Consider the following 11,486-nt stretch of genomic DNA (forward strand, 5'->3'; position numbering starts at 1 on the left):
GCCGGCGGGGGCACCCGCGCCCGCTCCGCCTGGCTCCGAGGGGGTGGCGCTCACCGCTCCGCGAGGCGCTCCTCGACCTCCGGCGGCAGGTCGTCGCCCAGGCGCACCATGAAGAGCGGCCCCTCCTCCGCCGAGCGGCGGACCGCGATGGCGTCGGCGGGGTCCAGCCCCTTGACCTCGTACGCCTCGTAGACCTCCGGTTCGGGGGTCGCCTCGGCGTCACCGTGGGTGTCGTCGCAGAACGTCGTACGGACCGCCCCCACCTTCGCCCCCAGCTCGAAGTCCGCCTCGCCGCGGTCGGCGTAGCTCTCCCCGCCGTACTCCACGAGGAACACGCACTTGGCCGGACTCGCCCCGCTGCCACAGGAAACGTCGTCACCGGCACAGGCCTTGGGGGCCTCCAGCGGGGTGCCGCCGCCGTCCCCCTCCCCGGCCGTGTCACCGCTCCCGTCGCGCCCTCCGAAGACCCGCTCCGCAGCGTCCGGGACCGACTCGTCCTCCCGGGGGCCCACCATGACGGACAGCTCGCCGCCGGGGGCCTCGCGGACGGCGATCGCGTCGTCGGTGTCGACGCCCTTGATGGAGTACGCCGTGTAGACGGTCAGGTCCTCCGTCGCGGGGTCGTCGGCGTCCTCCTCGCTGCCGCCCACATCCATGCAGACCAACTGCCGTGCGGTGCCCGCCTCCGCGCCGAGTTCGTAGTCGACGCGGCCCACGCCGATGTACTCGCGGTCGCGGTAGTCCACCGCGAACGCGCAGGACCCCGAAGCCTCCCCGCCACCGCCCAGCGCGGTGCAGCCGACGGCGAGGGGGGCCAGTACGAGCGCGGCCAGGGCGGTCCGCGCAACGGGAACGAACATGGTCACGTCTCCTTCGTCCGGGGTCGTTTCGCTCCCTGGACGCACGGCTCGCCCCGAACGTTCGGTTCACTTCCCGGCCACCCGCACACAACCCTTCGTACGCCCCGGGTGTCACACCCACGAACAGCCCATCACAGCCCTCCTGGAGGTCACCCGTGATTGCAAGGAAGCTCGTCGTGGCCGCCTGTGCGGGAGCGCTCGCGGTGGCGGGGCTCGCCCTGCCGATGGCCGGGAGCGCGGTCGCCGCCTCGGCGCTGAAGGACGACTTCAACGGGGACGGCTACCGGGACCTCGTCATCGGCACGCCCAAGGCCAACGCCGTGACCGTCACGTTCGGGTCCTCCTCCGGTGTCGGCACCGGCTCCGCGAGGTCGGTGACCCTCACGCAGAACGCCCCGGGCGTGCCCGGCGCCCTCGAACCCGAGGACGAGTTCGGCGAGAACGTGACCAGCGGTGACGTGAACAACGACGGCTACGCCGACCTGATGGTCGGCGCGCCCGGCGAGAAGGTCGACGGCAAGGCGGACGGCTCCCTCACCATCCTCTGGGGCGGCGCCCGCGGCTTCCGCACCGGCGGCATGGTCCTCAACGCCCCCAGCGGCGAGGACGTCCGCTTCGGCGAGGGCGCCTCCTTCGTGGATCTCGACGGCGACGACTCCGGGAACCTGGTGGTGGTCTCCGAGAACCGCTTTTGGTGGTACGCCGACGGTGTGCCGGACGGGCCCGCGCTCGGCCCGGAGGTCGAGTTCCTGCCCGAGGGCGTCCGGCTCGACGGCGTCCTCGGCGGGCACTTCTCGGGCGGCTCGGGCAGCGACTACGTCCTCCACGGCACCGACGCCGCCGGCCACGCCTTCGCGGGCTATCTGCGCGGCGGCGCCGGCGACATCGGCTACTACTACAAGCCCCTCTTCCAGGGCGCCGGCACCGACGTCATCACCGAGCCCCGGCTCGCCGCCGGCGACCTCGACAAGAACGGGTACAGCGACCTCGTCCTCGGCGAACCGGGGGCCGGTACCGGCGGACGGATCACCGTCTGGCCCGGCAACGACCGCGGGCTGAACGCCGAGGGGTGGCCCTCGCGGTCGTACAGCCAGGCGAGCACGGGCGTCCCGGGCACCGACGAGCCGGGCGACGGCTTCGGCGGCTCGGTCGCCGCGGGCGACGTCACCGGCGACGGCTACGCGGACGTGGCCGTCGGCGCGCCCGGCGAGACCGTGGACGGGGTGAAGGGGGTCGGCAACGTCGTCCTGCTGAAGGGGTCCTCGAGCGGTCTGGGCCGGGGCACGTCATGGCAGCAGGCCACCCCCGGCGTGCCCGGCGTGGCCGAGCCCGACGACGCCTTCGGCTCCGCCGTCCGCCTCAAGGACATCAACAGGAACGGCCGAGCCGACCTGGCGATCAGCGCGACCGGCGAGGACATCGGTACGGCGCAGGACGCGGGAGCGGTCTGGGTCCTGCGCGGTACGACGTCCGGCCTCACCACGTCCTACGCCACGTCCTTCAACGCCATCGACTTCGGCATGGGCGGCAACTCGTACCCCGCCTTCGGCACGATCCTCCGCTAGCCTCCACCCACCCGAAGCCCGGACTCCCGCCACCCCCCGACAAGTTGGAGCCCCCGTGAGCCCCACCCCCAAGCGCCGCGGCCCCCGGCCGCTCGGCGGACGAAGAGCCCTTCCCACCGCCGTCCTCGTCACGGTCGCCGGGCTGGGCCTCGCGACGCTCGTCGCGCCCCCGGCGACCGCCGCCGGGTCCGTGCGCAGCGACTTCGACGGCGACGGTTACGCCGACCTCGCGGTCGGTGTCCCCGCGGGCACCGCTGGCGGGCACGCCAAGGCCGGTTTCGTGCATGTCCTGTGGGGCTCCGCGGACGGCCTCGGCGGCCGGAGCACCAGGATCGACCAGGCGAGCGGCGGCATACCCGGCACGGCGGAGGCCGGTGACCAGTTCGGATACGCCGTGCAGGCGGGGGACTTCGACGTGGACGGTTACACCGACCTCGCGGTGACCGCGCCCGGCGAGCAGGTCACCGCCGACGGGCACGAGGGAGCCGCGTATGTCCTGTGGGGCTCGGCGAAGGGACTCAGGTCGGGGCTGACGGTCGCCAAGGGCGGCCCCGGCCAGCGGCTCGGACGACTGGTCACCGCCGGGGACTACGACGGCGACGGCGACCGGGACCTCGTCCTGGCCGTGAGCGGCGAGGAGGGCGGTGCGACGGTCCTGCGGCCGGGGCCGCTCACGACCGCCTCACCCACGAAGCTCGTCGAGGGCTACGACTTCGGTGACGCCCGCGCGCTGACCAGCGCGGACTTCGACGGAGACAGGAAGGACGACCTGGCCGTCACCTTCAAGGGCCTGGAGATCTCGGGCACCCGCGTCCGCTCCCTGGCCCCGGCCGGCTGGACGACACTCTGGCAGGCCGACGACTTCGGTGCCGCGCTCGCCGCCGGGGACTTCGACGGCGACGGCCGTGCGGACCTGGCGATCGGCCAGGTGCTGCCCAACCCCGAGGCGGAGGGCACGTACTGCGCGGACCGGCTGGGCGGCGCCCTCGCCACGGTGTACGGCGCGCGGGGCACCACGCTCGGCGGCGTGGTCACCTGCACCACCCAGTCCTCTCCGGGCGTGGGCGGCACGGCGGAGGCCGAGGACAACTTCGGCGCCGCGCTGGCCGTCGTCGATCTCGACGGCAGTGGGCCCGACTCCCTGCTGGTGGGCGCGAGCCACGAGGCGGTGGGGTCGACGGCACGCGCGGGCGCGTACTGGGAGCTGGAGGCGGGCGGCGACCGGGTGTTCACCGGGCCGGCCTTCACCCAGAGCTCCGCCGGGGTGCCGGGCACGGCCGAGGAGGGCGACCTGTTCGGGGCGGCGGTGACGGCGGCCGACTACGACACATCGAAGTACGACGATCATGTGATCGGCGCGCCCGGCGAGAACGCCCCCTCGGGCGCCCTCTGGTACCGCCCGTCGGCGGGCGACGGCCCCCGCCTCCCCGCGGTGTCCCTGACACCGGCGAAGCTCGGGCTGACGGGAGCGGCGGGGTACGGGGCGGTACTCGGCAGGTGAGAGGTAAGGGCGCAGGGAGGTAAGAGGGACCCCGCGCCCCACCGGTTCCACCGGCCCCGGAAATTTCTCGAACTTCCGTACAACCCTCCCGCACCTCCGGCGGTCTCCTGTTCGCCGACTTCCCCGTGAACCCCTGACGAACTCCGGGCGAACGCGGACAGGAAGGGCACCCCATTGACTGCGGACGTCTGCCAGACGTCCGCATGCAGCAGGAGATTCCCGCATGCACAAGCACCTGCGACTCGCCCTCGCGACGGCCTCCGCGGCCGCGCTGACCGGCGGTCTGCTCACGTTCTCGGCCGCGACGGCGACGGCGGCCGACTCGGTCCACCAGCCGACGGCGGACTTCAACAACGACGGTTTCGGCGATGTGGCGTACTCGGCCGGCGGCGCCACGGTCGGTGGCAAGGCCGAGGCCGGGCAGATCGTCGCCCTGTACGGCTCGGCGAGCGGTATCGACTCGACCAAGCGCACGACCATCAGCCAGAACACCTCGGGCGTGCCCGGCGACGCCGAGGCCGGTGACTGGTTCAGCTGGTCCAGCGCGTACGGCGACTACAACAACGACGGCTACGACGACCTCGCCGTGTCCGCGCCCCTCGAGGACGTGGCCGGCGACGCCGACGGCGGCACCGTCGTGATCGTGTGGGGGTCCGCCTCAGGTCTGTCCGGCGCCACCACCATCAAGGACCTCGCCCCCTCGTCGCACGACCGGTGGGGCCGGTCGCTCGCCTCAGGCGATTTCGACGGCGACGGGACCGAGGACCTGGCGATCGGCAACTCGTCCAATGTGGTGTACGTCATCGGTGACGGCATCACCAAGGCCGGTTCGTTCGGCGACCAGTACGCCATCAAGCTGGACCTCGTCTCCGGCAAGAATGCGGGCGCCATCATGCTCACCGCCGGCGACGCCAACGGCGACAAGCGGACGGACCTGGTGGTCGACGGCTTCGAGACCGACAGCTACTGGCGCTACAACACCAACTGGTACGTGCCCGGTTCTCCCGAGGGCCTCGGCGCGCAGGGCGGCTTGCGCGAGCTGAAGCGCGGCATCATCACCGGCATCGGCGACATCAACGGCGACGGCTACGGCGACATCGTCACCGGCCAGGACTGGGACCCGTCGAAGGACGGCAGCGAGCCCAGCGTGCCCGGTTCGTCCACCGGCGGAAAGATCCACATTCTGTACGGCTCCGCGGACGGCCCGGCCACCACGGTCGCGGTGACGCAGGACAGCGGCAATGTGCCCGGCTCCTCCGAGCGCGGCGACTTCTTCGGCAGCGAGCTCTCCCTCGGCGACATCAACGGTGACGGCAAGACCGACCTGGCCGTCGGCTCCCCGGGCGAGAACCTCGGCGGTGTCGTCAACGCCGGTGCGGTGACCGTGCTGTACGGCTCGGTCTCCGGCCTGAACACCACGTCGGGTCTGCAGTACTTCGCCCAGTCCACGGCCGGTGTCCCCGGCACGGACGAGACGGACGACCTGCTCGGCGGCGAGGTCAAGCTCACCGACGTCACCGGTGACGGCAAGGCGGACCTCACGGTCGGCTCGTACGGCGAGAACGACTACAACGGCTCGCTGCTCTACCTGCCGTCCAACGGCACGAAGATCACCACGACCGGTGCCCGATCCTTCGGCCCGTCCGCGGTCGGCGTGTCCACCACCGGGCAGCCGGTGTTCGGCGCGAACGCGGCCAACTGACGTACCGCTTCTTCGAGTTCTTCGAGTGGGGCCCGCGTTCGATGAGGATGCGGGCCCTCTCCTCCTACCGGGAGCCTTCTTGCGCAAGCGCACCCTCCTCCTCGCGGCCGTCCTCACCTCCGGCCTGCTGACGGCGCTCCCGGTGACGCCGGCCGCCGCCGCTCCCGTCGGCCTGGCGGACGACTTCAACGGCGACGGCTACCGCGACGTCGCGATCGGCGCCGACAACGCCGTCGTCGCCGGCCGGCAGACCGCCGGCGCGGTGGTCGTGCTGTACGGCTCGCCCTCCGGCCCGTCCACGGCCAAGCGCACGGTGATCACGCAGGACTCGCCCGGCGTCCCGGGCGTGGCCGAGGACGGGGACCAGTTCGGCGCCGCGCTGACCTCGGGCGACCTCGACGGCGACGGCTACGCGGACCTGGTCGTCAGCTCGCTCAACGAGGGCCTCGGCGACCACGAAGGCGTCGGCACCGTCACCATCCTGTGGGGCGGCGCCTTGGGCCTGTCGGGCGGCGCACGGGTGCCGCAGCCGGACTGGCTCACCGAGGGCGGCGGCTACGCCGTCGGCCTCGCGGCGGCCGACTTCGACGGCGACGGCGACACGGACCTGACGGTCACCAGCCGGCCCACCACCCGTGTCCTCGAGGGTCCCTGGAAGCGCACGGGCGCCCCGCTCGTCGAGTACGACATCGACGAACTCGGCTCCACCCGGACCGTCGTCGCGGGCGACCTGAGCGGCGACGGCGCGGCCGAGCGGCTCTACCCGTTCGGCGTCGACGGCGACGAGGCCGGCGCGATCTCCTACCTCCGCTGGACGGGCACGGGGTATGAGAGGACCGACCTCGACACCGTCGGCGGCGAGCAGGGCTCGACCGGCGACATCAACGGCGACGGCTACGGCGACCTGGTGCTCGGCGACACCTCCAGGGGCGCCCACAAGGGCGGCGAGATCGACGTCTGGTACGGCGGACCGGCCGGCCCGGCCCCGGCGCAGACGCCGACCACCGTCCACCAGGACACCGCCAGGGTGCCCGGCAAGGGTGAGTCGGACGACTGCTTCGGCTGCGCGGTGGGCGTCGGCGACATCGACGGTGACGGTTTCGCGGACGTCGCGGTCGGCGCGCAGAACGAGGACGTCGGCGGCAAGCGGAACACGGGCACGGTGACCGTCCTGTACGGCTCCGCCGCCGGCCTGACCACGACCGGCGCCACCACGTACAGCCAGGCCACGCCCGGGGTGCCCGGAGCCGCCGAGTCCAAGGACTGGTTCGGCTCGGCCGTCCGCCTGGCCGACATCGACGGCAACGGCAAGGCCGACCTGGTCGTGACCGCCTACGGCGAGAACAACGCCAAGGGTGCCGTCCGGGTCCTGCGCGGCACGGCCTCGGGGCCGACCACGAAGGGCGCCTACACGGTCTCCGCCCGCGACGTCGGACTCACCGGACAGGCCAACTTCGGCCGGATCCTCGCCCCATGACGATCCGACGCGTGCGATCCGGTGGCCCAGGCCGGCCACCACGTCGGGGGGAAGTCCTTCGGCCCGCCGGCGAATTCCCGTACAACCCTCCGGTACCGCCAGAGGTCTTCTGCTGTCGGCGGGACCGGTGAGAACGGGGGCGACGGCGCGATCTGGTGGCTCAAGTCGGCCACCGCGCCGGGAGCCGGGACCTACGGCCCCGCGAAGTTCGGCATCTCCACCAGCGGCATCCCGGCCTTCGGCGCGCCCCTGCACGGCTGACCCGCCCGCGCGCTCACCTTTACCCCCACTTCAGGAAGAAAACCTCATGAAGCGCCCCTTCCGCACCACCCTGGCCGCGGCGACGGTCGTCACCCTGACCGGCGGCCTCATCACCCTCGCCACCACCGCCCCCGCGTCCGCCGCACCCGCCAGGCACGCCGACGACTTCAACGGCGACGGTCACCGCGACTACGCCGTCTTCTCGTACGGCCCGGAAGGGGCCAGCAAGGGCGGCGGCGTCCTGGTCACCTTCGGCACGGCCGACGGCCCGGGCACGAAGACGCAGTTCATCGACCAGTCCAGCGCGGGCGTCCCCGGAACCGACGAAAAGGACGACTTCTTCGGCGAGGTCCGCACGGCCGCCGACTTCGACAAGGACGGCTACGGCGACCTCGCGGTGTCGGCCAACGGCGAGAACGTCGGCTCGCACAAGAACAACGGCACGGTCACCGTCCTGTGGGGCAGCGCCAAGGGCCTGTCCGGCGGCACGGCCCTGCCGAACAAGGGCGCGAAGGGCGCGTCCGGCCTGGCCTCCGACCTCGCCACCGGCGACTTCGACGGCGACGGCAACCAGGACCTGGCCCTCGTCCGCGACAGCAAGACGTACGTCTACCGGGGCGCCATCACCAGGTCGGGCGTGAAGGGGTCGGTCACGGTCCTGGACAAGGACACCTCGCCCTTCTACTCCACGGCCGTCATCGCCGGGAAGATCGACAAGGACGGCAAGACCGACCTCGTCGTCATCGGCGACGTCGTCACCGACACGTACATCGCCTCCGACGCCTGGTTCATCAAGGGCGGCAAGGCGAAGCTGTACCCCGGCAGGACCCTCCGCCTCGAATCGGTGAAGGGCAACGGCGGCCAGGCCGAACGAGGCGGCGACGGCGTGATCGCCGACTTCGACAAGGACGGCTACGGCGACATCGCGATCGGCACCCCGCTGTACGACAGGTACCGGGGCCGCGTGACGGTCTGGTACGGCGGCTCGACGGGCCCCGCCTCCAGGACGACCCGTCTCACCCAGGCCACCAAGGGCATCAAGGACACCCCCGAGGTCGACGACGCCTTCGGCGCGTCCGTCTCCGCCGGCGACGTCAACGGCGACGGCTATCGCGACCTGGCCGTCGGCGCGTACGGCGAGAAGCTCGGCGCCCACCCGTACGCCGGGGCCGTCCATGTCCTGTACGGCTCCAGGTCCGGCCTCACCGGCACGGATTCGCAGTGGTTCGCCCGCGACACCGCCGGCGTCCCCGGCGACCTGGACGACGAGTCCTTCGGCAACACGGTCCGCCTCCGCGACACCGACCGCGACGGCAGGGCGGACCTCTACATCAGCGCGAACCACGGTTCCGTCCTGCTGCGGGGTTCGTCGAAGGGCGTGACGACGACGGGCGCCCGGCCCGTGAACGGCGACATCATCCCGGGCATGCTCCAGTAACGCCCGCGCCCGGTCCACGGCCATCCCGGGGGGACATGGTGCGCGAGGGGCCCGGCGGGGCGGCATGGACGACCCGCCGGGCCCCTCGTCCGCACAGGAGCGCGCGCACTCGCGATGCCCCGCTCCGACGCGGATAATTCCCGTATCGGACCAATCAATCCATAAGGGAAAGCCGGCGACCCGTCATGGCTGAACACCCCAACGCAGCGCTCGTCCGCAAGGGCTACGAAGCGTTCTCACGCGGTGACATGGACACCCTCCGCGGCCTGATGGCGGCGGACTGCACGCACCACGTCCCCGGCAGTCACATGCTCTCGGGCGACCACAAGGGCCAGGACTCGATGATCCAGCTCTACCAGCGGCTCTTCGAGGAGACCGGCGGAACGTTCAACGTCGACCTGAGCCATGTGTGCGTCGACGGCCGGGGCCACGCCGTGTCCGTGCACCGCTACACCGCCGAGCGCGGCGGCAAGCGGATCGAACAGAACGGCTGCCTGATCTTCCGCATCGTCGGAGACAAGATCACCGACATCGACGAGTGCCAGGAGGACATGGACAAGGAAGCGGAGTTCTGGTCCTGACATAGGAAAGGGCCCGAGACCAAGGGAGTCCCTGGACGCCCTGGGCGCGTGGGAGCCCTGCGCGCCCACCCCCGACCGACCCGGCGGGGCAGCGGCCGAAGGGGGATGCAGGCCCTCCTTCACCGGCGCGGGGAACTGCGCGAGCAACCTCGACGCACCCGCACCCGCACCCGCCGACGGACAGTGACCCCGACTCCCATCCACCGGGCGCCCGGCCCCCAAGCGGAACACCACCGCACAACCACGCACGCCCTCCAGGTGTCACACAAGTGAACCAGCCACATCACCGCCATCCGGCCACCCACCTGGAGCCCTCCGTGCACAGACGGACGTACGCCCTGGCCGCCGCCGTCGCGGCCTGCTCGGCCACCACGGCACTCGCACTCGCCCTGGCCCCTCACGCGCTCGCCGCCCCCGAGCCCTCCCCCGTCACCAGCGACTTCAACGCCGACGGCTACGCGGACCTCGCCGTCGGCGTCCCCGACGCGGCCGTGAACGGCAAGGCCAAGGCCGGCTACGTCCACGTCCTCTGGGGCGGCGCCAAGGGCATCGGCAACCACGGTGGCATCCGCATCAGCCAGGCCACCGCCGAGGTCCCCGGCACCCCCGAGCAGGGCGACCGCTTCGGCGCGGCCGTGGCGCTGGAGGACCTCAGTGGCGACGGCGTGGCCGAGCTGATCGTCGGCGCCCCCGGCGAGGACATCGCCGGCCCCGGCACGGACGCGGGCGTGGTCGTCGTCGTGGGCGGCGGCAAGGGCACCTCGCGCCCCGGCTCGAACGCCCTCGTCGGGCCGTCAGCCGGCTCGGCGTACGGCTGGTCGGTCGCCGCGGCCGACGTGACCGGCGACGGCGGCCGGGACATCGTGGTCGGCGGCCGCGACAAGGTCGTGCTGCGCGCCGTCGTCGACGACGGCGAGGACCTCGTCACCACCACCGTCCTCGCCGCGCCCATGGGCGGCCGCGCCCCCGTGCTCGCCACCGGCGACTTCAACGCCGACGGCACGGACGACCTGGCCCTCGCCTTCCACACCGTCAACGCCCCCTACACCCAGTCGCACCTACGGCTGTGGACCTGGAACCCGGCCGAGCGGCGCATGGACAACTTCTGGAACGCCAGCAACGGCGCCGCCTCCGCCCTCGCGACCGGCGACTTCGACGGCGACGGCCTGGACGACCTGGCCCTCGGCGAGTGCCGCGAGATCGCCGACGAGAACATCGACGACCCGTGCGGCCCCGAGTCGTACGCCAAGGGCGGCGGCATCCACATCCTCTACGGCCACCCGAGCTCCTTCGGCTTCCGCACCCAGACCCTCAACCAGGACACGGTCGGCGTGTACGGCATCGCCGAGGACGGCGACCGCTTCGGCGCCTCCCTCGCCGTGCTGGACTGGAACCGCGACGGCCGCGACGACCTCGTCGCCGGCGCGCCCGGCGAGGCGATCGGCTCCCGCGCCCGCGCAGGTGCCGCAACACTGCTGCTCGGTCACAGCAGCGGCATCGTCGACCCGTTCGGCGAGGCCACGTCCGTCCAGTACCACCAGGACCGCCCCCGCGTCCCCGGCACCGCCGAGACGGGCGACGCCTTCGGCGCGGCCGTCGCGACCGGTGACTACGACAAGGACGGCATCCCCGACACGGCGGTGGGCGCCCCCGGGGAGAACGGCGGCTCCGGCGGTGTCTGGCTCCTCCCGAAGACCTCCGCGACGGGCTCGTACGCCCTCACACCGGCCAAGCTGGGCCTGCCGTACCCGACGACGGCCCTGTCCTACGGCAGGTACCTGAGCAGCCACTGAGCAGCAGCTGAACAGCCGCTGAGCACCAGCGATCAGCCGCTGGGCCGAGCCCGGCCGGGAGACCGCCCGGGCTCGGCCCCGCCGTTCCCACACCACCCGACGCCGCCCCAATGCCGACCCAATCCGGCCCCGATGGGACCCTGACAGCCCCCTGACGTCTCCCGGAGGACCCGTGGGGGCGGAATCTCCGACCCGAGTACCTGACGATCCCTTAGAACTCCTATCGCAATGACTTCAGGCGTCTCCAGCAGATGAGTGCGCATCCGAGGGTGAGGAAGGCTTCGTGGATGTCGTCGCGTATCTCCCAG

General features: G+C 72.4%; 9 protein-coding genes. 8 read left to right on the forward strand and 1 reads right to left on the reverse strand.

What is annotated here, in order from left to right:
• Positions 1-50: 50 nt before the first annotated feature.
• Positions 51-860 carry a DUF6281 family protein gene (locus ACZ43N_RS16680; RefSeq protein ID WP_468098136.1) on the reverse strand — a complete coding sequence of 270 codons (810 nt, stop codon included), beginning with the start codon at positions 858-860 and terminating at the stop codon, positions 51-53.
• 155 nt (positions 861-1,015) lie between these two features.
• Here ACZ43N_RS16680 and ACZ43N_RS16685 point away from each other — a divergent pair, with 155 nt between their 5' ends.
• The 8 genes from ACZ43N_RS16685 to ACZ43N_RS16720 all read left to right on the forward strand — a co-directional run bounded on the left by ACZ43N_RS16685 (position 1,016) and on the right by ACZ43N_RS16720 (position 11,178).
• Positions 1,016-2,425 (forward strand): FG-GAP-like repeat-containing protein, encoded by a 1,410-nt coding sequence (locus ACZ43N_RS16685; protein WP_468098137.1) that lies wholly within the window; start codon positions 1,016-1,018, stop codon positions 2,423-2,425.
• Between the two features lie 55 nt (positions 2,426-2,480).
• Positions 2,481-3,926: an FG-GAP-like repeat-containing protein gene (locus ACZ43N_RS16690; protein ID WP_468098138.1), complete on the forward strand. Its 1,446-nt coding sequence runs from the start codon at positions 2,481-2,483 to the stop codon at positions 3,924-3,926.
• A 223-nt stretch (positions 3,927-4,149) separates the two neighbouring features.
• Positions 4,150-5,628, forward strand: a complete 1,479-nt coding sequence (locus ACZ43N_RS16695) for an FG-GAP and VCBS repeat-containing protein (RefSeq protein WP_468098139.1) — start codon at positions 4,150-4,152, stop codon at positions 5,626-5,628.
• Positions 5,629-5,707: 79 nt separating this feature from the next.
• Positions 5,708-7,105, forward strand: coding sequence for an FG-GAP and VCBS repeat-containing protein (locus ACZ43N_RS16700; protein ID WP_468098140.1), 1,398 nt, complete (start codon positions 5,708-5,710; stop codon positions 7,103-7,105).
• A gap of 21 nt (positions 7,106-7,126) precedes the next feature.
• Positions 7,127-7,366: a hypothetical protein gene (locus ACZ43N_RS16705; protein ID WP_468098141.1), complete on the forward strand. Its 240-nt coding sequence runs from the start codon at positions 7,127-7,129 to the stop codon at positions 7,364-7,366.
• A 46-nt stretch (positions 7,367-7,412) separates the two neighbouring features.
• The gene (locus tag ACZ43N_RS16710; protein ID WP_468098142.1) at positions 7,413-8,804 is read left to right on the forward strand and encodes an FG-GAP and VCBS repeat-containing protein; all 1,392 of its coding nucleotides are present in this window, start codon (positions 7,413-7,415) and stop codon (positions 8,802-8,804) included.
• A gap of 185 nt (positions 8,805-8,989) precedes the next feature.
• Entirely contained in the window at positions 8,990-9,385 is a 396-nt protein-coding gene (locus ACZ43N_RS16715; protein ID WP_468098143.1) for a nuclear transport factor 2 family protein, read from the forward strand.
• 269 nt (positions 9,386-9,654) lie between these two features.
• Positions 9,655-11,178: an integrin-like protein gene (locus ACZ43N_RS16720; protein ID WP_468098144.1), complete on the forward strand. Its 1,524-nt coding sequence runs from the start codon at positions 9,655-9,657 to the stop codon at positions 11,176-11,178.
• Positions 11,179-11,486: the final 308 nt, after the last annotated feature.

The organism is Streptomyces sp. NPDC030814, assembly GCF_055572155.1.

Coding starts and splice junctions, on each gene's coding strand:
- ACZ43N_RS16680 (WP_468098136.1), bottom strand. CDS start 860: ATGTTCGTTCCCGTTGCGCGGACCGCCCTGGCCGCGCTCGTACTGGCC.
- ACZ43N_RS16695 (WP_468098139.1), top strand. CDS start 4,150: ATGCACAAGCACCTGCGACTCGCCCTCGCGACGGCCTCCGCGGCCGCG.
- ACZ43N_RS16710 (WP_468098142.1), top strand. CDS start 7,413: ATGAAGCGCCCCTTCCGCACCACCCTGGCCGCGGCGACGGTCGTCACC.
- ACZ43N_RS16715 (WP_468098143.1), top strand. CDS start 8,990: ATGGCTGAACACCCCAACGCAGCGCTCGTCCGCAAGGGCTACGAAGCG.